Annotated in this window: 20 protein-coding genes and 1 tRNA gene; 10 read left to right on the forward strand and 11 right to left on the reverse strand. The window is 60.9% G+C overall.

The features are described from left to right. Positions 1–307: 307 nt before the first annotated feature. From ACTJJK_RS19850 to ubiA, 4 genes are all read right to left on the reverse strand, one after another. Positions 308–2,020 (reverse strand): M64 family metallopeptidase, encoded by a 1,713-nt coding sequence (locus ACTJJK_RS19850; RefSeq protein ID WP_440731048.1) that lies wholly within the window; start codon positions 2,018–2,020, stop codon positions 308–310. Positions 2,021–2,881: 861 nt separating this feature from the next. Next, positions 2,882–4,309 carry a short-chain fatty acid transporter gene (locus tag ACTJJK_RS19855; protein ID WP_440731049.1) on the reverse strand — a complete coding sequence of 476 codons (1,428 nt, stop codon included), beginning with the start codon at positions 4,307–4,309 and terminating at the stop codon, positions 2,882–2,884. A gap of 340 nt (positions 4,310–4,649) precedes the next feature. Next, the gene (locus ACTJJK_RS19860; protein ID WP_440731050.1) at positions 4,650–5,180 is read right to left on the reverse strand and encodes a Rid family hydrolase; all 531 of its coding nucleotides are present in this window, start codon (positions 5,178–5,180) and stop codon (positions 4,650–4,652) included. Positions 5,181–5,310: 130 nt separating this feature from the next. Beyond that, on the reverse strand, positions 5,311–6,222 hold the full coding sequence (gene ubiA, locus ACTJJK_RS19865) for a 4-hydroxybenzoate octaprenyltransferase (protein WP_440731051.1): 912 nt from the start codon (positions 6,220–6,222) through the stop codon (positions 5,311–5,313). A 276-nt stretch (positions 6,223–6,498) separates the two neighbouring features. Between ubiA and ACTJJK_RS19870 the strand changes: the two genes are divergently transcribed. Further along, a tRNA-Arg gene (locus ACTJJK_RS19870) sits at positions 6,499–6,575 on the forward strand. Between the two features lie 583 nt (positions 6,576–7,158). After that, complete coding sequence (locus ACTJJK_RS19875; protein ID WP_440731052.1) at positions 7,159–7,662, forward strand: hypothetical protein; 504 nt, start codon at positions 7,159–7,161, stop codon at positions 7,660–7,662. A 19-nt stretch (positions 7,663–7,681) separates the two neighbouring features. Here the strand turns inward: ACTJJK_RS19875 and ACTJJK_RS19880 are convergent, their stop codons facing one another. The 3 genes from ACTJJK_RS19880 to ACTJJK_RS19890 all read right to left on the reverse strand — a co-directional run bounded on the left by ACTJJK_RS19880 (position 7,682) and on the right by ACTJJK_RS19890 (position 12,215). After that, positions 7,682–8,200 carry a gamma-glutamylcyclotransferase gene (locus ACTJJK_RS19880; RefSeq protein ID WP_440731053.1) on the reverse strand — a complete coding sequence of 173 codons (519 nt, stop codon included), beginning with the start codon at positions 8,198–8,200 and terminating at the stop codon, positions 7,682–7,684. 159 nt (positions 8,201–8,359) lie between these two features. After that, positions 8,360–9,439: a DUF4238 domain-containing protein gene (locus ACTJJK_RS19885; protein WP_440731054.1), complete on the reverse strand. Its 1,080-nt coding sequence runs from the start codon at positions 9,437–9,439 to the stop codon at positions 8,360–8,362. After that, the gene (locus ACTJJK_RS19890; protein ID WP_440731055.1) at positions 9,387–12,215 is read right to left on the reverse strand and encodes an SEC-C metal-binding domain-containing protein; all 2,829 of its coding nucleotides are present in this window, start codon (positions 12,213–12,215) and stop codon (positions 9,387–9,389) included. Before ACTJJK_RS19890 ends, ACTJJK_RS19885 begins: the two co-directional genes overlap by 53 nt. Before the next feature lie 551 nt (positions 12,216–12,766). On the opposite strand from ACTJJK_RS19890, the gene ACTJJK_RS19895 reads away from it, so the two are divergent. Next, positions 12,767–12,991, forward strand: a complete 225-nt coding sequence (locus tag ACTJJK_RS19895; RefSeq protein WP_440731056.1) for a hypothetical protein — start codon at positions 12,767–12,769, stop codon at positions 12,989–12,991. Between the two features lie 147 nt (positions 12,992–13,138). Next, complete coding sequence (locus tag ACTJJK_RS19900) at positions 13,139–13,705, forward strand: hypothetical protein (RefSeq protein WP_440731057.1); 567 nt, start codon at positions 13,139–13,141, stop codon at positions 13,703–13,705. A 66-nt stretch (positions 13,706–13,771) separates the two neighbouring features. On the opposite strand, the gene ACTJJK_RS19905 is transcribed toward ACTJJK_RS19900, so the two are convergent. Beyond that, positions 13,772–14,059, reverse strand: coding sequence for an H-NS family nucleoid-associated regulatory protein (locus ACTJJK_RS19905; RefSeq protein WP_440731058.1), 288 nt, complete (start codon positions 14,057–14,059; stop codon positions 13,772–13,774). A 193-nt stretch (positions 14,060–14,252) separates the two neighbouring features. Here ACTJJK_RS19905 and ACTJJK_RS19910 point away from each other — a divergent pair, with 193 nt between their 5' ends. Continuing rightward, positions 14,253–14,765, forward strand: a complete 513-nt coding sequence (locus ACTJJK_RS19910) for a hypothetical protein (RefSeq protein WP_440731059.1) — start codon at positions 14,253–14,255, stop codon at positions 14,763–14,765. Positions 14,766–15,311: 546 nt separating this feature from the next. On the opposite strand, the gene ACTJJK_RS19915 is transcribed toward ACTJJK_RS19910, so the two are convergent. After that, the gene (locus ACTJJK_RS19915) at positions 15,312–16,193 is read right to left on the reverse strand and encodes a hypothetical protein (RefSeq protein ID WP_440731060.1); all 882 of its coding nucleotides are present in this window, start codon (positions 16,191–16,193) and stop codon (positions 15,312–15,314) included. 1,563 nt (positions 16,194–17,756) lie between these two features. Between ACTJJK_RS19915 and ACTJJK_RS19920 the strand changes: the two genes are divergently transcribed. From ACTJJK_RS19920 to ACTJJK_RS19935, 4 genes are all read left to right on the forward strand, one after another. Next, positions 17,757–18,047 carry a hypothetical protein gene (locus ACTJJK_RS19920; RefSeq protein WP_440731061.1) on the forward strand — a complete coding sequence of 97 codons (291 nt, stop codon included), beginning with the start codon at positions 17,757–17,759 and terminating at the stop codon, positions 18,045–18,047. Positions 18,048–18,144: 97 nt separating this feature from the next. After that, complete coding sequence (locus ACTJJK_RS19925) at positions 18,145–18,612, forward strand: cupin domain-containing protein (protein ID WP_440731062.1); 468 nt, start codon at positions 18,145–18,147, stop codon at positions 18,610–18,612. Positions 18,613–19,408: 796 nt separating this feature from the next. After that, the gene (locus ACTJJK_RS19930; protein WP_440731063.1) at positions 19,409–19,825 is read left to right on the forward strand and encodes a hypothetical protein; all 417 of its coding nucleotides are present in this window, start codon (positions 19,409–19,411) and stop codon (positions 19,823–19,825) included. A 983-nt stretch (positions 19,826–20,808) separates the two neighbouring features. Then, on the forward strand, positions 20,809–21,048 hold the full coding sequence (locus ACTJJK_RS19935) for a nickel-binding protein (RefSeq protein ID WP_223619035.1): 240 nt from the start codon (positions 20,809–20,811) through the stop codon (positions 21,046–21,048). A 120-nt stretch (positions 21,049–21,168) separates the two neighbouring features. On the opposite strand, the gene ACTJJK_RS19940 is transcribed toward ACTJJK_RS19935, so the two are convergent. Then, complete coding sequence (locus ACTJJK_RS19940) at positions 21,169–22,575, reverse strand: ATP-binding protein (RefSeq protein ID WP_440731064.1); 1,407 nt, start codon at positions 22,573–22,575, stop codon at positions 21,169–21,171. Then, on the reverse strand, positions 22,572–23,276 hold the full coding sequence (locus tag ACTJJK_RS19945; protein WP_440731065.1) for a response regulator: 705 nt from the start codon (positions 23,274–23,276) through the stop codon (positions 22,572–22,574). Before ACTJJK_RS19945 ends, ACTJJK_RS19940 begins: the two co-directional genes overlap by 4 nt. 126 nt (positions 23,277–23,402) lie before the next feature. Here ACTJJK_RS19945 and ACTJJK_RS19950 point away from each other — a divergent pair, with 126 nt between their 5' ends. Then, on the forward strand, positions 23,403–24,371 hold the full coding sequence (locus ACTJJK_RS19950; protein ID WP_440731066.1) for an aspartyl protease family protein: 969 nt from the start codon (positions 23,403–23,405) through the stop codon (positions 24,369–24,371). Positions 24,372–24,543 lie beyond the last annotated feature (172 nt).

The following is a 24,543-nucleotide window of genomic DNA, read 5'->3' on the forward strand; positions in this document are numbered from 1 at the left end:
CGCAGGGATTTTTCATACGGGACATCCCTGTCCCGATGAAAAACGGCCTGCATCCATGCAGGCCGCCCTCCGGGTCTTCGGTTGCCTTCGTTAGTGCGCAGCTACGCACAGCCACTGCAAGAGCTACAGCTAGTGCAACTGCAACTGCAACTGCAACTGCGGGAGCAGCAGAATTATCTGCAGACGCGACAATGCTCATTAATTGCATGCATCGAGAGTCCCTTCACGACGTGCACTGTTCCGCAAACACCACCTCTACGTCTGCTGGAGAAGTAGCAATAGCCGATTCGCGATGGAGCGAAGACGATCAATCTGCCAACGCCATCACCGGTGCCGCCCCGACCCGAATCGTCCACTTGCGCGAATGCAGCAACAGGTTGCCGGCCATGCTGGCCTTCACGAACGCGGTCTTGTCGGTCACCCGCAGTTCCAGGGTGCGCGTCGCCGGTGTGGCCGCATCCTGGCGGAAGTCGTAACTGGCCGCGGTCGCGCCCGAAATGGCCACGCCGTCGAGATACCACTGCACCGCGACGGTGCCCATGCTAGGCCTCAGCAAGGTCGCGCTGAAGCGCCGCGTCGTGCCGCGCGCGTAACCCACCGCAGTGGCTGGCGACGGGATCTCGGTGCCCGGCTCGATCAGATCGATGCCCGCCGCCGGCGAGCCGAAGCCGCCGCGATACAGCATGCGCACGTATTCCTGCCGGCACACCGCGCAGAAGCTGGTGCCGAGGCTGCGCATCAGGCAGCTGTTGTCGACCGGCCGGAACATGCCGGTGCTGCGATAGCGCGCGCCTTCGAACAGGCCGGTGCCCGCGGTGCCGTCCGGCGTCGGGATCGGCAGGCCCGGGGTGAACCAGCTGCGCCACTTCACCAGGCTGGCATTGCTCTGATTGGTGACGTTGGCTTCGCAGGCCGCGCTGCCGCTGATGTCGCTGCAGGCCGGAAACCCCGGATAGGGGCTTTCGTACTCGTCGGCGAGGCCGTGGAAGCTGTGGCCGAACTCGTGGATCGCGATCAGCGCGGCGCTGCTGTGCGCCGAGATCACCGCATAAGAGCCGCCGGCGCCGCCGTAGACCGGGTCGTTGACGGTGACGATGATCTTGTCCCAGTTCGGGAAGCTGGCCGCGGCCGCCATCACCTTCGAGGACCGCGCGGTCAACAAGTGATGGATCTGGTTGGTGCAGAAGGTGGAGTCCAGGGCCGTGGCGACGAACTGGCCGGCGCGCGGATCGGTGCGCGAATCGGCGTCGGCGCAGCAACTCGTTCCGGTGCAGCCGGCCCGGTACGGCGGATGGTCGGCGCCGGACTGCTGCGAGGCGATGAAGCCGGCCTGCCAATTCACGAAGCTCAGGTATTCCTTGTACGGGCTGACGTTGAACATCGCCGTCTTCAAGGACGCGGCCTGGCTCGTGAAAATGCTCTGTTCGGCCGCGGTATAGCCATCGCCGAGCACGAGGATGTCGAGGCGATTGGCCGAGTTCGCCGCCTTGGCGTCCTGGACCTGCTGCGTACCCACCATTGCGACCGGCTGCTGCAGCATCTGCGCCAGCGGCAGCTGCGAGGAGCGGATCGCCAGCTCGCGCAGGTCGATGCGCTGCACCGACTTGGCGTTGCCGAGCAGTTCGATCTCGTCGGCCTCCGCGAGCGGCACCCGCACGACGAAGGCGCGATGCGGGTCGCGCACCAAGGGGTTCAACTGGATCGCGCCATCGCCGTGGTCGGGGTCGCGCGCGAACTCGGCGCGGATGAAATTCGGCACCTGCGCTTCGTACAGCGCCGCGCTCTTGGCGCCGTTGCGCGAGGCGCGATACGCCACGCGCTCGACGCCGCGCTCGGCCTGGCGCGCACCCTGCCGGTCGCGCTGGCCATCGGACAGTTGCACCTGGGTGTAGAACACCGGCTCGGCGCGCCCTTGGGCGTCCCGTTCGAACACGACGTAGTGCGCCGGCACGGCGGCGATGGCGCAGGAACTCGCGAGCAGCCACAGGCTGGCGATGCGAAGGAGCGGAGACAGGGTCATGGGAGCGTTCCGGAAGCACGGCACGGCGGGCGGCCGCGCAGCGGGCGCGGCCGATTCTCGCCGGAGCTTGCCCGGACGACGACGTTGGACCGTCTTCGATCGGCACCCGACGACGACCGCACGCTAACGCAGTCGCCGCACCCGGATCACCGTACCGGTCGCACTATTCGGGCGCTTGCGGCCCCTGGATTTGTGACGCGCTTTTGCGAATGCGCACAAGTCATAACAAAGCCGGCGCATCGGCACACGATGCGGGCACACGCAGGGCCGGAAAACCGGCCCGCGACTTCCTCCTTTGCGACCCGATGGCGGAATCCTTTCCGCCACGCGCGCCATCCCGGGCGCGTCCCCGATTCCGACCGGCCGCCGTTCCTTGGCGGTCGCTTCCCTTCACGCCGCTTCCGGGCGCGCCAGGTCGAATCGAGCGGGTTTTTCGGGCCGGCGCTTCCTTCGCCGTGTCGGTCGGGGCCTCGGTCGGAACGCGATCCGCCGACGAGGACGCGATGCCGCATTCCGTTGCTCGAGCCCCGATCCGACTGCGTGGGAGTCCCTTCCCTTTCGCGTGAGTCATTGTCGCTTTTGGGCGTCGCACAGGCTGAGAAGTGCCGGCCTCCGACGACGTCTTTTTTGCGGTTTTTTCTGCGGTTTTTGCGGTATTTCGCTTGCTTTTTCCTCCGGCTTCCATGCGGTTTTTCGTCGTCGTGGGCGGCTGCGGCATCCGTGCCGCACGACCGGGTTCCGTAACGGCCGCGACGCTTCCCACGGACATAGAATCGCCTGCGCCGCGGCCCGGGTCAGTCGGGCATCGGCGCAGGCGCGGGTAGGATTTTGCCGGGGCGTCGTCGGACGCCCACACGGCACTCAGGGCATCACGGGCGGGTGATAGGTCAGGGTCGAACCGAGCAGCCACAGCAAGCCCAGCACCAGCGGGATATGCACCAGCAACTGGATGAAGGTGAATCCGACGATGTCGCGCGCCTTCAGGCCCAACACGCCGAGCAGAGGCAGCATCCAGAACGGATTGATCAGGTTCGGCAAGGCCTCGGCGGCGTTGTAGACCTGCACTGCCCAACCCAGATGCACCTGCAGATCGTTGGCGGCCTGCATCACATACGGCGCCTCGATGATCCACTTGCCGCCGCCGGACGGCACGAAGAAGCCGAGCACCGCCGAGTACACGCCCATGACCAGCGAGAACGTCTCGGTGGTTGCGATTTGCACGAACACGCTCGACAGATGATGCGCAAGCGTCTGGCCGTCGCCGCCCTTGGCCGCAGTCAGCAGGCTGGCGATGCCGCCGTACAGCGGGAACTGGATCAGCACGCCGGTCGTGCTCGGCACCGCACGCGTGACCGCATTGAGGAAGCTGCGAGGGCGCCAGTGCAGCAACAGGCCGGCGGTCAGGAACGCGAAGTTGTAGGTGTTGAGGTTGGCGATCGCGGTGACCAGCGGCTTGTGGGCGAACTCGTAGACGAGCCAGCCCAGGCTCATCGCCGCCAGCAGGATCGTGATCAGCGGGCTGTATTCGAGCCATTCGCCGGGGCGCGAACGCGGCGGCAGGACCGACGCGGCGCGCTCGTCGGTGACCTCGAAGTCGCTGGCGCGCCGCACCGAGCCGCCGCGCGGCGCGGTCACGAAACATACGACCAGCGAGACTGCGATCAGCACCGCGGTCAACACGATCGACTGCCACAGCAGGATGGTTTCGCTGAAAGGGATCACCCCGGTGATCGCCAACAGCGCCGGCGGCATGCTGGCCGGGTTGGCCTGCAACTGCGCCGCCGACGAGCTGAGGCCCATCGCCCACACCGCACCGAGGCCGAGATAGGCCGCGGCGCCGGCGGCGCGGTAGTCCATGTCGAGGTCCTCGCGGCGCGCCAGCGCGCGCACCAGCAGGCCGCCGAACACCAGCGAGAAGCCCCAGCTCAGCAGCGAGGTCAACATGCTGATCAGGCCGACGTAGCAGATCGCCCCGCGGCCGCTGCGCGGTACCCGCGCCAGCGCATCGATCACCCGCGCCACCGCCGGCGCGGTTGCGACCACGTAGCCGCCGATGACCACGAAGGCCATCTGCATGGTGAAGGGAATCAGGCTCCAGAAGCCGTCGCCGAAGGCGGTGGCGGTCGCCGCCGGGGTGGCGCCGAAGCCGAGCGCGAACACCGCGACGATGACCACGCCCAGCGCCGCGAACACATAGGCATCGGGAAACCAACGCTCGGCCCAGGCGGCGCTGCGCAGAGCGAAACGAGCGAGCGGCCCGTCGGCGGGTGCGGCGGAAACTGCGGTCATGACGGCTGTCCTTCGACGAGAGCAAGGCATTGTCGAGGCGGTCACGGCCGCGACCACTTGCACTTTAGTCGCAGGGACGGGGTGTGGCGAAGGTCGTGGTCGTGGTCGTGGTCGTGGTCGTGGTCATGGTCATGGTCATGGTCATGGTCATGGTCAAGAGCAAATCCCCCCTGCCCCCCCTTTGCAAAGGGGGACAGCATGCGGTTTCGCATAGACGCCGTTGCTACCGTATTTGCTGGACGGATTCGAGAAGCGTTTCTGATCGACATCCAGTCGATTCCCCCCTTTGCAAAGGGGGGCCAGGGGGATTTGCTCTTACCCCCAAGCACCGCGTCCTACATCACGGCGCCGCCGGCTTCGCAATCTCCGCCTTGGGCCGGCTCCCCGAGCCGATCACCGCCTCGGCGCGCAACTCGAAACTCGCGTCCTTCGAGAACAAGCCCGGCGTCGCGACCGCGGTCCAGGCCGGGTAGTGATCCTTGAAGAACTCGCGGTGCACCTTCAGCACCGGATCCATGCGACGCCGGAACTCGGCGTGATCGGCCGCGACATGAAAGCTCTGCAGCTCGACCACGTCGGCCAGGCTCGCCCCGGCACTGCGCAGATGCGCTTCGAGTTGCTCGAACACCCAACGCGCCCGGGCTTCGTCGTCCGCGCCTTCCATCGCCGGAATGCCGGAGACGATGACCCGGTCGCCGACCTTCACCACCGGCGAGTAATGCAGCCCGTGATACGACCCCTCCCAGCCCTTCGGCGCGAAATGCTCGCGGCTCGGCGCCGTCGCCGATTGCGCGAACGCGGCGCCGCTGCAACCCACCAGAACGGCCAGGGCCAAGCCCTGCAACCACAGGCCACGCGACAGATTCAACATGACGGCACTCCACACGGGACGATCCGCCATTGCACGCCAGCGGCGCGCGCCTGTCATTAACCGCGATCACGCACTCGCGGCCCGGTCCGGCGTATCCCCCGGGGCAATCCTCGTCAGCGAGCGCCCGCGATCAGGCCGCGACGCTGGTCGCGCGCAAGGCATAGTCCAGGGCCAGGCCGGCGAAGATCGTCAGCCCGACCCAATGGTTGTGCAGGAAGGCGCGGAAGCACGGCTCGCGCTCGCGGTGCCGGGCGATCACGAACTCATAGGCCACCAAGGCCGCCGCCACCGCCAGACCGCCGAAGTAATAAAGCCCGAGGCCAGCCCGCTGCCCGACCAGGTACAGCGCGACGAACATCAGCGCGTACAGGATGCCGATCGCGACCAGGTCCATCTCGCCGAACAGGATCGCCGTCGATTTGGAGCCCATCTTCAGATCGTCCTCGCGGTCGACCATCGCGTACCAGGTGTCGTAGGCGGTCGACCACAGGATGTTGGCCGCATACAACAGCCAACCCACCGCCGGCACCTCGCCCTGCACCGCCGCGAACGCCATCGGGATGCCCCAGCCGAAGGCCATGCCAAGGTAGACCTGCGGCAGATAGGTATAGCGCTTCAGATACGGATAGCTGGCCGCCAACACGACGCCGACGAAACTCATCAGGATGGTCAGCCGGTTCAAGCTCAGCACCAGCGCGAACGCCGTCAGCATCAAGGCCGCGAACACCGCCAGGGCCTCGCGCCCCCGCACCTCGCCGGTCGCCAAGGGCCGATGCTTGGTGCGCTCGACGTGCGGGTCGAGCCAGCGGTCGGCGTAATCGTTGATCACGCAGCCGGCCGCCCGGGTCAGCCAGACCCCGGCACTGAACACGAACCAGGTCCACAGCGGCGGCACGCCCTCGGCGGCGATCCACAGCCCCCACCAGGTCGGCCACAGCAACAGCAACCACCCGATCGGCCGGTCGCCGCGGGTCAGTTTCCAGTACAGCGCAAGCTTGCGCCGCCAGGCCGGCGCAGGGGTGTCGGGGTGAGCGTGATCCATGGCGCATAGAGTAACGCGGGCGTCCCGGCGCTTCGCCGCGGAAAGGCCCGCCGGGCTTTGCGGAGGGCGGCGGCGTCGGGCTGGGGAGCTATGGAGTCGAAGGGCCCGCATCGAACGGGGCCAATCGCGGCTGACAAGGACCGCGGATGCCATTGCACTGCCGGGCACCCTACCCCCGCCTCGGCCGCATCGCCGGGCCAGTTCGGGGCCACCACCTTCGGCTGCGGTTTCCGCTAGAATGCACGGCCGCACGATCGCTTCGTGCGTGTCTACCACGCGCCTGTAGCTCAGCCGGATAGAGTAGTGGCTTCCGAAGCCATTGGTCGGGGGTTCGAATCCCTCCAGGCGCGCCATCCCCCTCGACTTTTTCTACGCCTCGTCGCAACGACGAAGAAGCCCTTATTTCCGAGGCTTTCGGCGTTTTCCATTGGTCGGCGAGTTACCCACAGACAGGCCGTCTGGCTATTTTTTCGCCACCCTCCGGGCCTCTACTCCAATGCCTGTGGTCGGCCGACCATTGCTCGCCCTTGAAAATCAGGCACTTACGAAGGCCGGTTTTTTCGATCTTTTGAGGCCGAGGCGACATCAAACCGCTTGATCCGACCATCAGTGTGCCCCCCCAACGCGACGCGCTCCTCAAACGGTCGAATGCTTCAGTCAGGTCGGGACCGTGAGGTGCTCATTCATGTGTCGCAGCAGCCGCGACTCTTGGGCGACTCGTGCCTGCAGCGCCCGCCGAGCCACTAATGCGAAGACGAGCTGTATAACATTAGAGTTATCCGTTGCCTCAGCCGTAGCATTCCCGCAATCGTAGTTCATCGAGGCAATTGAGATTGAGTCAGTAGGAATTTGCAAGACTCGTGGAAGCTTCTCCTTGGAATCTTTCTGGCGTATCACTCACAGCCTGGCTCGATTGAGCGCAAGGAAAACACAGACATGGATCAGCAACTGAGTCACATACCGTTCCGACTATTTCAAATCAACTCCGTGCCTTTGCTGCAACGGGCATACGCGATCTGCACTGCGTTTCGCGACCCTCGGGGCGATCTGAAATCTGAGTACTTTGTCCTGATGCAAACGTCCGCAGCGGGAGGTCGTGTATTCGGCACGCAGATCTCTTACTCAGACCAAACAGACGGGCAATCACCGTTCGTAATTGATGAAACATTCGCGCTCGACGACGCTCTGCATCAAGCGGAGGCAATGTACTCGGCACAGGCGCTAGAACTTGATCCAACGTTCATGGAGAAGCAGGCTTGGACGAGACTGAATTTTGCAGAGATCGCACAACACAGACTTATCGGTATTTGGGCGCACACTCCGCTAAGCCCTTCGCTCCTCAGTATCGCTGACAAGTCAGGATGCGAGCCGCTGTGCAGATTCATTTACTCGCTACGTGTATTTCCGAAATTCACGCAGACACAACTGCTGCCGTTCTAGCTGTTAACCCCGCCAAAAGCTAGTGGCTTCTGTTCGCCCGGACCCAAACGTCACGAACGACGGGGTCGTCGATGCCCTGAGATTCCAGTATTTGGTGAATGCCATTGACATAATCGATGCACCTCCCCTTTACACCTGCTGCCTGACGTATATCCCTTATTGCATCTGATATAGCCTCAACGGGAATAACATTTGGCCCGTTGTAGAGCGGGACCAACGCGGTGAATTCGCCAAGTTGAGCCACCTCGACTGGCAATTCAAGGAATGGGAAGCGCTTGCCCTCGCGGAGTTCGAGCGATTTCATGATTCGTGGTCGCTCGGCATCAGGAAATCGGAACCCAATGCCAACACAGCGCCCACCTTCCGACTGTTCAAGGTTTAGCGTAAGGCACTTACAGTCTTGTGTTCCCCAGTTTCTGACCGAGGCCTTGTTGAAGACGCGTCGGTATCCGTAAAGAACTGCTTGGACCCGGAGATCACAGCCGAATTCTTGCTCCCATCCGCCCACCATAAGGGAGCCATATCCGAAAACCCACATGCGTCAGCTCCATGCAACTGGTGAAGTATCCGACCGGGCTCTTCTCTTCTAGCCTATCAGACGGCGCATATAGCAATGAACCTCGTAGGGCAACGCACGGACGACGACTAGCCGCGGCTTTCCGTGTGTGACTGGTGCGACAGCTAGCGTACCAAGAAGCTATCGGTTAAGTAGCTCGCTCTCTGCCGACGTTTGCACCGCGTGCCAGTTCTCCCAGGCTTCGCGTTCTGCTTCATAGGTTGCTGCGCAAACCCTTCTTACGCGGACATCATGAATGTCTTGATCATGCGCCGCGAATACGTAGCGATCAGCGTGCTCGACAATCATGCGACGGAACATTTTGGCCGTATCAGGGTCCACCATGTGACCGCGAGGGAATGATCGCCGTCCTACGCACTGATGTAACAGGTGGCGTGGTCCAAGCGGCAGGAAGATGTCGCCTCTCGGTACTCTCCAGCCGCCGTCGAAGCTGTAGTTGCTTCGTGAAATGAATCTAAGTCGAACCAACGGGTTGTCAGAGGTAGGCCACGAAAGCCCTGGCGGAGCTCGAAGGATTGACCATCCCGCGTAGGGGACCTTATCCACAGTGCTGGTGAGTAGGTGCTTTAGGCTCCAAATCCATAATCCCCTGCCAGAAACTGTCTCCGCCTGCAGCGTTGCTTCTCCAGACGCATTTTGGATTATGGAGACCTTTAGCGGAAAATCACCAGCGTTTCGACGGGAAGGTGAGGACGAAGTTGCAATTACACGCTCCGTCTCTATCCTCTGCGCGGCACAATCTACAGATTGTTGAAGGAGGGCGGGGAGCACGGTCTTTTGCCGTTGCAGGAATTCTCGTAGACCCGCGGGCGTTCGCACCGATTGCGCCACTGCGAAGCGGACCAGCGTTCGGTAGTGATCTGACGTTAGTGGCTGATCATTCACTGCCAGCGAGATAGCTTCCTCTGCGGGAGACTCAAAGTTCGTATCCAGCCAACGCTCGAATTCATCGGTTTCCTTTCCGCCGACAATCTGAGTGTAGAGGTGCTGATGCTGGGCGATCCCCCTCAGAGACTGCCGCTTCCAAAGTGGACACGAGTGATGTGGGACGAGGAGTCTGTAGGCTCGGATATCATTGCCGGTCGCCCACTGCTTAAGGTAAAGCTGGGGAACGTAGTGATTGACTTTGTGAAGTTGCTGCATTGCTTCACCCATGACATCTTTTGAACTTCTTGCCCGAACCGCATGGGCATGGGTCATTCCGACCTATTTTCCGCGTTGATCGGCGGGGCGAGTCCGTATTGGCGCTACGCTGATATAGCGCTGCTGCTTGCTGCCGTGACATCACGGGTCTGACCCGCTGTTCCGCAATCAGTGCCTTCTGGCCTTCGATTTCGAGACGCTGCGCCTCGCTGAAGCCAGCGGCATAAGGTTCGAGTCGAGCCATCTCGTGCTCGGCCGCGTCCAAGTGGCCACAGTATGCAAGTACGACAGCATACTGGCTGCGAACGCCAACGATTCTCTTTAGTAGTTTGTGCTCAAGCACTTGCGGCAATACGTGTTGTTCGAGGACTTCCCTTGCGCCGGCGAAATCGCGCTGAAAGACAAAGTCATCGGCCACATCCTGACCGACGCGGACCAACGAATCGAAAGCACCGGCAAGTCGGTAGAACTTCATCGCGTGTACACGTTCCATCGTCGCGATATAGCCGAGCTTCGACGCGGCAATTGCGTAAAGCTCTAATGCATCTCCTAAGTGCTTTATGTCGGCATGATTTAGTGATGGCCGGTCGATCAGATCCCACAGATCCTCGTGCTTGCGAAATTGCACCTGTTCCGGCGTGGTGCCGATTGCTTGATAGTACTCCCGGACCACCTGCGAAGCTATTTCTAAGGCCTGCCTATTCCGGCCAAGCTTGAAGAGAGCCGCTGCGGCGTTGTATCGAAATATCCTTTGGTTGGTTGGATCGTCAGGCAATAGTTCTTGAATCGCAGCAATGCTTGTACTTACCGCGTAAGCATCACCTAGTTCCGCCTGATAGTTCATGCGCTTCATTGCGAAGGACATACGCTCAATCACGCCTAGGTTGTGCTCTCTGATGAGAGCCTCCATTGCTTCGAACTTTACTGGAAGACCCAGAGTGGTATGGTGCTTCAAGTCCGAGAAAACTAGGCCATCCAATGCCCAGTAGCGTTGCTCAGGGTCGACGCTCTCTGAGGCGACTGCCGCCTCCAAACCGCGCCAGATGTCAGGCGCTATCCCCATTTCATGGAACATCTCTTCACCAATGAGATCGACAAGTGTCTTGATGTCATTGGTCGCAACAAGCATTCGCGTGTACAGCGAGAATCTAGCCGCATCTCGTTGCTCGACCAGTGAGATCAATAGGATGTGTTTCAACCTCGTCTGCGCGCGATTTACAACGTCTGAACCAAGGGTCAGCAGGTGCCTGCTTCCGAGCACTCGTACTGCATCATGAACCTTCAATTGTCTGCCGCCGTAAATTTCAACGATGCCGGCGGCGCGAAGACTGCGAATCGCAGAAGCACAATCCAGCTCATTTAGATCCAGGACTTTGAGTAGGTCGTTCACCTCTACTGGTTTCAGCCCTAGGTCTGCCAAACTCAGGACGGCAATGGCGTCTCGGGCCGAGTTCGGCAATGTATCGACCACGCGGGAGAGGATGACTTCCTGTGCTGTTTCGACTGTGTTCGTCTTCCGCTCAAGCGAATCGCAGAGCTGCTCAACATCCCCATGATATTCGCTGACTGCTATACGCGCGGCGCTTCGAGCGAAAAGCGGCATGCCGCCGGTGAGTGTCTTCAAGCGTCCTATGGTCTCCGCACTGCCGCGCCCACCTGCATCGGCGATAGCAAGGGCCAACTCGTCGAGACTCCAGCCATTGAGGCTTTCCCGACTCAAATCTAGGAGGGCTTCGACTTCTTGTGTCGAGCCGGTTGGTTGGCACAGAAGGACAAAGCGTAGCGCCGTGGTTACGTTGACGATGCGTTGCAAACTTCCAGCGCCAATGCGGTGTGCGTTGTCGAGTACAACAACGGGCGTGAGACCGCGACTCGCGAGAAAGACGTCGAGGACCCTCAAAGATTCGAGGCCGGTTACACCGGGTAACAGCACCGTTCTAGTCACCTCTTGATGGGCTCCTGAAAGCTTGACGGCAAGCTCCCGCACCAGCGATACGGCCAGCGCTTCGTCGGGCGTTTCGGAGCAATCGTAGTAGGCACAGTTGTGGCTTGAATACGCGGCCGCCTGTGATGCCCAGGCCGTCTTGCCGGCGCCGGAAAAGCCAGAGATGATTCGCACTCTCACGCCGGAATCGATACTCGGCTCATTTGCCTGAGGCCTGTAGGGATTGGGGGGCGCCGGAAAGTCCTGCAGTTGGATTAGCAACTGTTCGAATAGCGACGAAAGATGCTGAAATTCGAATATATGGTTTTCGTGCGGTGTGACCCCGGCGGCGGCGGCCAGTACGCGGCCCGCCAACTTCCATACGAGCGAGTCCGCCGCCAACATTGCGAAGGGAAGCTTACTCGCCTGTGCTGTGCACCATTGCACGGCATCATCGACAGTTGGCCATGCAGGGGGCAAACTTTCGAGACCAGTCGGCAATGGCTGACCGGGCGAGACGATGTCGATGTCGCGAGGAATTGCCCCTGACGCAATCTTGGCGGCGAGTACTGGTCCGGGAATCTGGTTGGATATCACGGCGAAGTGAGGGGCACCGTCACGTCGCCCGTCCACATGCTCCTGTCGTAGGCGTTCGAAACGTTCCAGGGCTGACGTAATATCGCTCGGTATAAGCGCCTGAGATCGGGTCTTCACTTGCAGGTAAATACGGCGAGTGGGTAAAACAAGCTCCACGTCTTCGTCGCGTTCAATCAGCGCCGCTGTCAGACCGATTGATTCCGCTACCAGCAGGCAACCCACTGCGTACAAGTGCTGGTATAGAAATCCGCGATGCACCGCTGCAATCCGAATCTCCTGCGCTGGATCAAGAGTGGGGATCAATGGGTGCATCTTGTCTACTTCCTTAGTGTCGATTGCCAATCCCTTGATGGCCTTTGAAGGCCCTTTGCTGGGGGCGGGGCGTCTTAGACCTGCTCTGATTAGCCCTTAGTGTGGCCTAGGCCGAGGCGAACTGGAATGGGCTGACTGCCATCGCCGGCCGAGCAAAATGATATGGTTTCAATGTCGTAGGCGTAGGATCAGCCCGACTGCTCGAATCCAAGTCGGCACTGTGAGCTGGGCTGATCTCGGTTCGATCGAAACGATGCGCTGCTATCCGAAGGATTTCTCTCAGCCGTAGTCGCTTCGCGGCTTGGGCCGTCTACTTTTGATCGTAACAGTCAGCTGATCAGGTCGTCAGTGCGGCACTGACCTCAGGGTCCTCTTTCGGGATAAGGCGGACAATTTTCAGAGTCGAGGCTGTGAGAGTTGGGCCGGACGCGGTTGCAACGGCGTTACCGCAGGTATAGCGAAGCCTCAGCTGTAGGCCTCTTCCCTTACGATTTTTGTGTCGAAAAGATAGTTAAGCGCAGTTCTAATGGGCAAGGCATGGGAGTAGGGGCATGAAGATCGAATCCGAGATCTTATTGAAGCGCATTTCCGCAGAGGGTGAGGAGAAGCTTCAGACCGTTTCTGAAGAAGTCCAGATCGTTGCCGGTAGTTCGGAATGGATCCGCTCTATGGCCGATCTTTCCTCGCCTCATGTGCATAGCTGCATCTACTGTTCATCCAGTGATCGGCTATCCAGCGAACATATAGTTCCGTATGCATGGGGCGGAACGGTCTAGATACACGAGGGCTCGTGCGACGAGTGTCGCCTGATAACTTCGGGGTTCGAGAACTTTGCACTCAATGATGGTGCGATGGCACATGTTCGAAAGGCTCTTGGCCTGCCTTCACGATCCAAGCATAAAGGCGTTTCAGGACCGCTGGCGATGGCGATGGAAGGATCGGACGGACAGCCATTAACTATAGGAGCTGAGGTTAACCCACCAGCCATACTGGGCTTCCCACTGTTCGCGCGGCCGGGTCTTCTAACGGGCGACGGATCGCGCGCGGATCTTGGCTTGGAAGGCTTGGCGGCAGCTGCATTCGGCGCTGATCTTGCGGACTTCCTCGCACGCCAGTCGGCGGTACGTGCAACGCAGAATGAAAGCCCAAAGCGCATCATGGCGTTTGCCCGGACGATAGCAAAGATCGCTTACGGTTGGGCATGGCGAGACGGCGTGATCGAGAGATTGGGCGGTGCGACCGAACTGGTGGATGCTTTCATGCGCCACCCGGAGCGTCTTGGCGCGTTCGTTGGAACGAAGCCCTCACCGTACGAACGCTTCCTTGGGTGTCAGCTTCGCGTCGAATACAAACTGGCGATGCCTAGGCGGCTTGTCTATCTGGAGGTTCAGATGTTTGCGGATGCGGCGACGCCGACTTATGAGGTGGTTCTTGGCCAGGTAGATAGCGTGCGTGCTTGGCGAACTCTGCGGCAGAATGTTCGCCAATAGATATGCCACTGCCGACCCAGAAGATGTAGCTCGCGCGGCCGCGTGCCCATCACATCAGCAGCCGGATCACGCCCCAGCAAATCGAAACCGCTTCGCGGATCGGCTTGGAGAACTCTGCGCCAGCCCTGTTTGACGATTGTTTTTGCCTATTGAACTGCTCTTGCGCGCGGTCGGCCTTCCTAGCCCGGGGATCAGGAAGTCAGTGTCGCTCCGGCAATACTTCGTCTTCTCGGCCAGCCATCGCGCTATCCGCCCGCGACCCGACCATGTGTTGCGTGGGCTCTCCGGGTCGCGATACTTGGCAGCAAGCTGCGGACTTATCCGACGCCAATGTCGGAAAAGTCTGACGATCATCTCTCGCAGTTCAGCGATACTCAGGCCCTAAGCGATGGTCGGCGCGGGCAATGCCGTTGGGCTCGCATCGAGAGCCGCGCAGGGGACGCTGCAGTAGGATCACACAAGACGATCAACGAAATTTTAGCCAAACAGGCCTGAGGGGGTTGGTAACGCTCCTTACGTAGGACGCATCAAAACACAGAGGGACGCCATGGAAAAGAGTGACTTGAAGCCAAAGGAAGATGTGTCAACATTGCAGTTCATAGGTACGGAAGGTGGAATATTCCTAGCTTCTGTTGCTAGTCTTTACCTCCTAATTTGGCTTTCGACGAACCAATTAAGCACCGAAGAATCAGTCAATCGCGTGCTGATGTCGAAACTTCAGGGGAATACGGTATCTGATCTTGGGTACACCATCCTTGCCCTGTTCATCGTCTATTCGCCTATTGGATTGGCCCTCCGCTATAAGCGCGGTGGAATGATTTACCGCATCGCGGACGCCATCATCGATGAGCTTCCGCGCACGATATATTTCTTCGGCGCCAATTTGACAGCGGTCTCGTTGGCCGGCTGTATCTATCTCCAGGCTACAAACGACGCAGCATCGGGAAAGTTCCTAGGCTTCGCGGTGTTCTTCGCGGCTACGTTCTTCAGTGGCGGCTGCTTTCTGAAGTCAGTTCTGAAGGCCGCATCAGAGCATGAGGCGCGCCAGCGAGCTACGTAATCTCGAAGCCCGCATCATTCGGGCTTCAAGCGGCATACGGCGGCGGGTCAGGTTACGAGAAGGGGAGGGTCAGAGCGGGCTCCCCATTCCGCTTAACTAAGGCCGCTGTACTCAGCTCACGGAGCCTGGCTCATCGACAACGCGCGATCGGATGTGGCGGCAGGATTGAACCGGAGAATAACGCCTCCCAGTAGAAGCCGGGAGGCAGATTCTGAAGGGGCGAATTGGCGTCGGCAATATGGACGTTAGCAATCGCTTGTCTCGTATAACGAGACGCCCTTGGACCGGCCCCTCCTTCCGGACGAGGCCGCTTCGATGCCTGAACTGCATGGAGCCGGTGGGCATCGGCAACTGCACGTAGAAGGGGTTTTCTACATAGGCACCTTGCTTGAGTCCCGCTAGTCGAATTCTCGCTATCAAGCCGCTGTTCGAGCCCAGGTGCTGATAGAGCACGGCAACAGCCTCGGGGGGCGCGAAACAGTTGGCGGTGTGTGATCTGGTTGTGCAATTCGACAGGCGAATTGCGTGCAGCTTTGACCTAGAACTTCATTTGGTCGGCCCAACAGTCTCTTTTCCGAACTTCTCTGCTGCTTTAGATCCCGCTTTCACAGCATCAGTTACCGACCCAGCTTCCTGGATTTCCTGACGGGCTACATCGGCCGCCACTGCTGCTCCCGTTCTGCTGATCACTGCGGCGTCTTGATTGCTCAAACCCGGACGCGCCTGCCGTGCAGCATTCACTGCTGCCGCGGACCCAGCAATTTTCGCGGCTTGTGTTGCAAGGCTTTCCTGGGAGGGATCTGTGGGTGGTGGCGCCGCGGGCGAAGCTCCTCCCGGTCCGGTAAAGGCGCCAGCGATGCCGGCGCCGGCCAGCGCGGCCGAGGGGGGAGGCGTGGCGGCCGCTACAACGCGAGGTCCGATCCGGCCGCTAGTCTCTGTGATCTCCAGGGCTATCAACTTTTCAGATGCCTCCAGCAATCTAGTCGACCGGTCGAGAAATTCCTTCGGAGAGATTGCCTGATTCAGATGAGCCTGGCACAGGGCAAACATGCCGTCCCGATAAAGAATGAGTCCCTGGGTACGCTTTGAGAGGCTAGCAATCGCGTTACCAAACGATCCCCCAACGCTCGCTGCGGCTTCGGGCGCATGAGATGTCCCGCCTTTGAGCTGGAGGGCGCTTGAGAAAGAGCCGGCAACACTCTCGGCCGCATCCGGCGAAGGCTCGGCGCAAAACTTTCCAATAGTGTCATCAGCGCGGAGCTTGATCACTACAACTCGACGTTCCGCCGTCGTTGCGACAGACGCGGCGACTGGTTTGCGATCACCGTCGTCTACCACCTCGACAATAGATGGATCGAATTTCCTTCCGAGCGTCTCGCAACCCGATAGGAGCCCGAGCAGCACTACCATAGCTAACCGCATGTCCATGGCGTCGACTCCCCCTTTGTCGTGGCGCATAACATGCAAACGTGATCGCCGCTCTTGTCCGGCCAGCGGGCTCTGCCGCGGCCCCAATAGATCCTCCATAAGGTCTTCACGCTCCCGCATGCTAGCCAGGCCTCAGAATCCCCGACAGGCGCCGCCACCAATTGAGGTGGCAGGATAGAGCCGGGGTGCTTCCCAATGAAAGCCGGGTGGCAGGGTGTGCGGGGGCGAGTGGGAGCCCGTGAACGCTGACGCTAACGGTCGCCCGTCTCCGCTGACGAGACGCCGCTGGGGCCAGTCGCTTTTTAGGCGCCGGCCGGCAGGGCGCCGGCGGCCGCCGGAGACTGCGCATAGAAACACGTTATATCCGGGCGGTCGCCGGTATCGGGCAAACCCGCTCCCGAACCGATGGGCTTCACCGCTCAGGACGGGGCCATCGGGCCGACGTGAGAGCGTGGATACAGAACTGGCAGTACGGGTGCTCGCCACCGGGGTCGTGAAGTGACAGCCGGGGGGTTATGGAGGATCAAGAGAGTTTGCCCCGGGTTCCTTTGGGCGCGCCAAACTCCCAGACTCAACTTTTTCTACGTCTCGTCGCAACGACGAAAAGGCCCTTTCTTTCGAGGCTTTTGGCGTTTTCGATTGGTCGGCGTGTTATCCAGAGGCAGGCCGTTTGGCTATTTTTTCGCCTCTCTCCGGGCCTCTACTCCAAGCCCGTGGTCGGCCGACCATTGCTCAGCCTTGAAATTCAGGCGCTTACGGGGGCCGGTTTCTTCGATCTTTTGGGCCCAAGGAGATATCTAACCGCTTGATCCGACCAGTGCCGCATGGGCAACATGCATCGGAATGCCCTTGACGTTGCCGCGAGCGTCATCGATCTGGCAGCCTGGACGTAAACTGCCGATCACGGCCCCGGCCCCAGAAAATGGAAAGGATGTCCATGAACTTGGTTGCCCGCAAGCGTTCCCTAGCCGTTGCCTTTGTACTAGGTCGCGCAGTTCTTGCGGTCGCCTGCCTAGCCCTAATCCCCGCCACAGGAATGGCGTGCAGCCTTTACCAGTCGGCGGAGTTTCATTTGACTGGCATCGGGCATGCTTCCGCGAAGGCGCCCGAGGTCGACGTAAAGGACGTCAATTTCGTCCCCTGGGTCTCCAGCAATGATAGCTGTAGCGGAGTTGGCTTTATTACGATCGAGCTGTCTGGCCATTCGGCGAAAGACGTCGACAGCTACGGCGTCTTCGTCAAAGCACTGGGCGGGGTCAACGATGCCGGCTTTTTCCCTGCGTACCCGCTTGCTCCACGACGTACTGGCAGAGGGAAGTTCTCCGTCAGCTTAGCTTGGACCAGTGTCACGCAAGACGCAGATGGACACGTCCGTTGGCGGCTAGAAGTTACTCCAGTGTCCCGCTCGGGAACCTTGGGTACTCCGGTGGAACTTTGCGTGGCCTCGGACGATTCTTGCCCTCTACTCGTGCTACCTCGACCATGATTATCGGCGACTCATTCGAACCGAAGTCGCTTCGCGGTTCGGCAGAACTCGGGCATTAACGCCCATAGGAGAAAGAAATGGGCGGCGCTAAGAAGGCAATGCAGGAGCATCAAGACAAACTGGCGCGTGCGCTGCTGATTGCTGTCGAGGCTGGCTCAATTTCCACATGCGAGATGCATGGTGATGTGTACCTTGAAGGAAAGGAGGTCATCGAGTCCGCGTATAAACCTGGGAATAGCAAATACTCTGCTGGAGAGCTGGATGGAGTGCTCGAGTCGAGGCGTGAGATGACTGTTCTCATCATGGAAGCAGTCAACGAGAACTCTTCGGACGAATGCTACTGCTGCGCAAAATTTCGCGATGAATAAGGGTCGTGTAACCCGGGATCCGGGATCCGGGATCCGGGATCCGGGATCCGGCTATTAGATAGTTAGGCCTCAATCACGATCAACTCTGGTCCCATTCATGCCAGTCATCACTCCTGACCGCTTCGTACCTGAAGAATGCCCTGCTGAAGGCTCATCAGAGCCGAACCGCGCACTCTGGATTAGTGAAGCAGGTGCGCTCACCCAGTTCGGCGCCTTCATCGAGGTGCTTCAACCCGGTTCCCGTTCGTCCATCAAGCATTGGCACAGCTCTGAAGACGAGTTGGTCTACATTCTTGACGGCGAAATCACCTTGACCGAAGGCGATGAGGTCTCGCAGCTCCGCGCCGGCGACGCCGCAACCTTCAAAGCTGGAGTATCGGTCGGTCACTTTCTTGAGAACCGCAGCAACGCACCAACTCGCTGCTTGGTCGTTGGTACGCGGGCTTCTATAGACCACATCACATACCCTGATCACGATAGGGTTTGCCTCCGAGACCGCTCGCTGCCTGACGATATCTGGACAGATCTCAACGGCAACCCAGCAAACAGTCCATATGGTCAATAGGATGCCTGCGATATTCCATGCGGCGCCTAACAATTCACCCAAGCCGAAGCCGCTTCGCGGCTCGACTAACTCTGGTGTTTGCGCTCATGCCTGACATCTCAGTAAACACTTGGAGAGGAGTGCCTCTGGAAGTCACCCAGCAGTGGCGCCATGCCTTTTCCGAAAGACCCGCAAAGATCCGATTACAGTCACCCTGTCCTGTGTGCGGGCAATGCGCCCTGCTTCGGTGGCACGACGGCGACCGAGGTCTTTGGGAGTGGTGTCAATCCTGTTTATGCTACGAACATTCGTCTGCGCGCCCTCCTGAGGGATGGGCTCCAGAGTTGGAAATCCAACCTGCCGGAATCACGGCAGAACCAACAGCAATCGTCATTGCTCTGCGGAGCGCAGGTATCCAATGAGTGCTATCAGTTCACTCAAGTCGCAGCCGCTTCGCGGCTCGGCTTAACTCAAGCATGAGGCAATCTATGGAAGTCCCCCCTGAAACGGCCGGCCCATGGCCAGACCCGCCAATCCCTGACTATGACTCACACGGCTTACTCAACCCGCCGTGGGTAAAGTACCCCAACCTCCCAAGAACTTCGCTTGGGTGGCGCATGGGAACTGGTGAGGCTTACTGGGAAGCCTTCAACGATTGGTGGGATAAGCAACCTGCAGATGTTCGTATAGCTATGAGATCAAAATACCCTGAGCCAGACGGATGGCTAGGTTTCTGGCGCTCGTACGGCGCGGGTATTTAGCAGATCACTCAAGCCGAGGCTGCTTCGCGGCTCGGCTTAACTCAGGCGTTAACCCTATGGCCGATATCTCCCTTCGATTTTTGGCAGCAGCACTCGCCATCGGTGCCTTGGCCGGCTGCGGGAATTTCAACTGCGATGAGGATCACGAGTCCGTTGCATTGGCTCGGAGCCTACCTCAAAGGGATCTGGCCTTGTTGTTCTCCGAGGCAGAGTCAGTTGCTCGTGCCAAGCCCATGGGCTTCGATCATACTCGGGTGAGAACGCCACTTCCTAAGTTTGATCTTTCGCCTCTAATTTTTCGCGGCTACGGCAAGCACGCTTCTGTAAAGTTGGCGGGTTGCTTTGATCATGGTGTTTACCTGTCCCTCGAAGACCTGAATAGTTCAAAAGGACAGATTGAACTCTCCTGGGGCGAGGGACCTGCTTCTGGCCATCGGGTTCTGTGGTCTCAACTCTCTGCCCCCAGCAGATAGGGCTGACAATTCATTCAAGCCGGAGCCGCTTCGCGGTTAAACTCAGGCATAAGCGACTAACCATCGCCCGATGTCATAACGACAGGGGCATGGCATTCTTATAGTCAATATCCCATTTCAAGGTCATCCCTGGGCCGAACGTAATGCTTTCTTTCGGGCGCCATTCGTAGCTGTCATGCGTCGAACTGATCGACCCATTGGAAATGGTCAAGGCTCGCGAAGCGATCCATGCACCCTCGGCTTCTTTCTCCGCGATAAGACAGTAGAGGAGGGAATTGTTTCGGCCAAGCGCACCATGGCGACACCAAGCTGGATTGGCCGGCTTAGACCGGTTTGAACCGGCTTTAGCTCATCAAGAGCGTTGGAACCCGGGTGCTCAAGGCCCGCCATCCCCCTCGACCTTTTCTACGCTTCGTCGCAACGACGAGAGGCCCTTTGTTTCGGGCGGGGTCGCGTTAGCGATTGGTCGGCGAATTCTCCACGGGCAGGCCACTGGCGATTTTCGCCGCCCTCCAGGCCTCTACTCCAAACCTGTGGTTGGCCGACCATTGCTCGGCCCTTAAAATTCAGGTGCTTACGAACGCCAGCTTTTCCACTATTTGAGCCCGACGCGACATCAAACCGCTTGATCCGACCATGGATCGCCTGGGAAATATGGGGCGCTCCACAAACGGTCGGAAGCCTCAGCCAAATCGGGGCCGCAGATTTCTGAATCGGTTGTCTCCAGGGCAACTCCTTATCAGTGACTCTTGCCTGCCGTCTCCACCGACCCGTCGAGCACGAAGTGGCAGCGGCCAGGGCTCTGTCGCCCCACTGGGCCTAATCGTAGTTGGGCGCCAAGAGACGTTCACGGCGGACGAACTGAACGAGCTGCAGAATTTGCGGCGATGATCCAATGCTGCGACGAACCAAAGTCGAGCGCCTTTCACTTCCCGCCGCGAAGCGCTCGGTAACCATCGTCCAGGTGGGAGGAGGTTAAAACCGTGTCAAAGTTTATAGATGCCCATCCTATGAAGCCGTTCACGGCGGACCAATTGAGCAAGTTGCAGAACGCACCCGCTGACGAGTTCGGGGTCACGCACCACGACATTCTGTTCAACGAGAAGGACGACAAAGTTTATTGCGTCCTGGATGCCCCTAGCGCCGAAGCGGTCCATAAGCATCACGCCAAGGCCGGCATCACCTGCGATTGGGTCCACGAAGTGAATTCCACGCGCGGGTGACGAAAGCCCATTGCTCGTCATAGCCGCGCTGGTCGTTTGGCACTGCCCCCGCGGCAGTGCCACGCACAATGGCGCCTGGCAGTTCACTCTACGCATCGAGGATGGGCATGAGCTTTCGACCTACTCGGCGCCGGTTTCGTCAGGGCTTCGGGCCGGCCATTGCAGGCGTGCGCTGAGGCCGCCGGTTTCGCGGTTGCGCAGGCTCAGGCTACCGCCGTGGCGCAGCGCGGCTGCGCGCGCCATCGCCAGGCCCAGTCCGAGACCGCCGGTGTCGCGGCTGCGGGAGGTTTCCAAGCGCTGGAAGGGCTCTTGCAGACGTTCGCTTTGGTCGGGCGGAATGCCGGGGCCCTCGTCGTCCACTTGCAGCACGATCCAGGCGCCTTCGCGCCAGAGGCCCACGTATGCGCCGTCGGCATAGCGAACGGCGTTCTCGATCAAGTTGGTGAGGGCGCGGCGCAGGCCCAGGGGTTCGACGACCGCGCGCACGGGATCGATGCGCGAGGCTTGGGCGGGTTTGCCCAGGGCTTGGGCGTCGTCGATGCATTCCTCCACGAGCTCGGCCAGGTCGGTGTCGATGCGCGGTTCGGCCTGGGATTGGCCGCGAGCGTAATCGAGCACCTGCGCGATCATCGCGTCCATCCGCTCGAGGTCGGCGGCCATGCGCGCAGCCTGTTCCGGCGGCGACATTTCCACGCGCAGGCGCAACGCGGTCAGCGGCGTGCGCAGGTCGTGGGCCACGGCTGCCAGCATGTGCGCCATGTCATCGGCTTGACGGCGCAGGCGCGCGTGCAGGGCGTGCATGGCCTCGCGCGCGATTTGCACTTCGCGGATGCGGCGGTCCGGGCCGGGCGTCCCGGCACGCAAGCCCGTGGATGATGCCGAAACTCGATCCAGGCTCAGCTGTTCGGCTTCGGCGGCGAGCCGCCGCAAGGGCTGCGACAAGCGCCGCGCCAACCACCACGCCAACGGCGCGAGCAGGGCGGCGCTGAGTGCGAACGCCAGCAGGATGCGCAGACGCCAGACCTGGGTCGGCGTGTGCGCCGGGCCGACCACGCGCCAGCAGTCGTCGGCCTGGCGCAGCGCCAGCTCGAAGGCCGGCAGGTCCACGCGGGGATCGGTCAGCGCATCGCGCATCGCAGCATTCTTCTGCGCCCGCGATGTGCGGCCGGTGGCGATGATCTGCGGCTTGAGCTGATACTGCGTTCGTTCCGAGGTGGTGTGCACCCATCGTGCGTGCAGCCGCTCGATCGGTACATTCAGGACGTCGGCTGCGACTTGGGTCAGCGTGGTCTCTGTCGGCTGCGAAGGCGTTGCGCAGTCGCGCCGTATCTTCAACCGCTCGTCCTGGACGGTTCCGTCGGCGCGCAGCGCGGCGATGGCGGCGCCGAGGTTGATCTCCGGCGCCAGGGGCACGGGCATGCTCAGCACCACGGCGAAGTTGATCGCCAGAGCCACGGCGATCGTAATCAGGGTCAGCCCGCCCATCAGGCTCAGGAACGTCGGCGCCGAGCGCGGGGCGCCAGTCATCGCCGTTCGACCGCGGGGTTGAAACGGTAGCCTTCGCCGCGCACGGTCTCGATGGGATCGCTGCATCCGGGCCAGCGCAGTTTGCGTCGCAATCGGCTGACCGCCAGATCCATGGCACGGTCGAAGGCGTCGGCGTCGTCGCCATGAGTAAGCTGCATGAGCCGGTCGCGGCTGAGCAGGCGTCCGGCGCGTTCGACGAACGCGCGCAGCAGATTGCATTCCAGCGGAGTCAGCGCGACGAGTTCGCCGTTGGGGTTCAACAAGCGCCGTTCGGCCGCGTCGAACCGCCAGCCATCGAAATGCGCGATGACGACCGCCGGCGCGCCATCGGTTTTGTCGCGCCGGCGCAACAGTGCGCGCACGCGCGCCAGCAGCTCACGCGGGTCGAAGGGTTTGGCGAGGTAGTCGTCGGCGCCTACTTCCAGGCCGATTACCCGGTCCAGAGCGGTGCCCATGGCGCTAAGCATCAGAATGGCGGCCCCGTTGGCGGCGAGGCGACGGCAGATCGACAGGCCGTCTTCGCCGGGCATCATCCAGTCGAGCACGATCAGGTCCGCTTCGCGCTCGGCCAGATGCCGGTCCATCTCGACGCCGTCCTTGGCCGAGCGCACTGTGTAGCCGTGCCGGGCCAGGTATTCGCACAGGGCGTCGCGAATGCTGGCGTCATCGTCGACGACCAGGATGTTGGAGGCTGCACTCATAGGCCGATTATCCACGGGCTATGTATCGGGTTTGTATCGGAACCCGGTACGTTGTTACGGAGCGGACAAACCGGCGATACCGGATTGGGATGCAATGCAGCCACCTTCAGATTCCGGATGATCGCCATGCCCTCGTTCCCCCGTTTCCCCGTGTTGCTCCCGCTGGCCGCCGTAGGGCTAATGGCGGCACTGACGGTCAGCGCCACGACCGAGCCTGCCCGGCTCGCCGCCACGCCCGAGCCAGCGATCGATTATCGGCTGCCGCTGACGATGCGGGGCGCCTTCGCCGTGGTCGAAGCCTGGCTGCCGGGCATCGAGCAGCCGTTGCACCTGATCGTGGACAGCGCAGCCGGCGGGGGCGTGATCGACACGGAGTTGGCGCGGTCGGCGGGGTTACTGAAGGACGAGGCCTCTTCCAGCATGCAAGTGCATGGCGCCAACGGGCAAACGGCCGCCCTGCCGATGGCGGAGGTCGCCGGGCTGCGCGTCGGCGAGATGAAGCTTAGCGGCTCGTTCATCACCACCGACGCCAAGGCTTTCGCCAGTGCGCCGGAAGTGTCGGTCGACGGCATTCTCGGCAACAACCTGACCGCGATGTACGACGCAACCTTCGATGTGAAGCAGGGCGAGTTGCTGTTGCGCGCGAATGCAGCCGACAAAGGGCGGTGCTACCTCAACAGCTATCCCGAGCGTCCTAAGGACCTGCAGCGATTCGTGTTCATCGATGTGTCGCTGCCGGGCGGGGTCAAGGCGCGGGCGGTGATCGACACCGGTGCGGCGCAGACGGTGATGAACCTGGCCGCGGCCAAGGCATTGGGGTTGCAACCGGGCGACGCGCGATTGCAGCGCCGCGAACGCGGTACCCAAGGCATGGGTCCGGGCAAGGCGACCGACACCTGGCTCTACGATCTGCCTGATCTGGAGATCGGCGAATGGCGGCTCGGCCCGATGAAAGTGCGAATCAGCGAGTTGCCGATCTTCGCGAAGTTGAGCCCCGACGGACGGCCCGCGGTGATCCTCGGCATCGACGCGCTACGGCAGCGGCGGGTGACGATCGAGCGGGACGCAGCGGCGTTCTGTGTCGGCGAAGGCTGATGCGGCACTGGCGTCGGGAAGGGCTGACGAAGATCGAGGGGCTAGCCCCTCGCCCCTACGAACGGCCGTCAGACTGGTTTGAACTCAGGCGCCGTGGGCGCGCCAATTTCCAGCGGTGAACCCTCTCCGCCGTCCGCACGCCCCTCCGAAAGCCCGTTCCTGGCGGCCTTCC

Source organism: Lysobacter sp. 22409, from assembly GCF_052045105.1.
Classification (GTDB): domain Bacteria; phylum Pseudomonadota; class Gammaproteobacteria; order Xanthomonadales; family Xanthomonadaceae; genus Lysobacter; species Lysobacter antibioticus_B.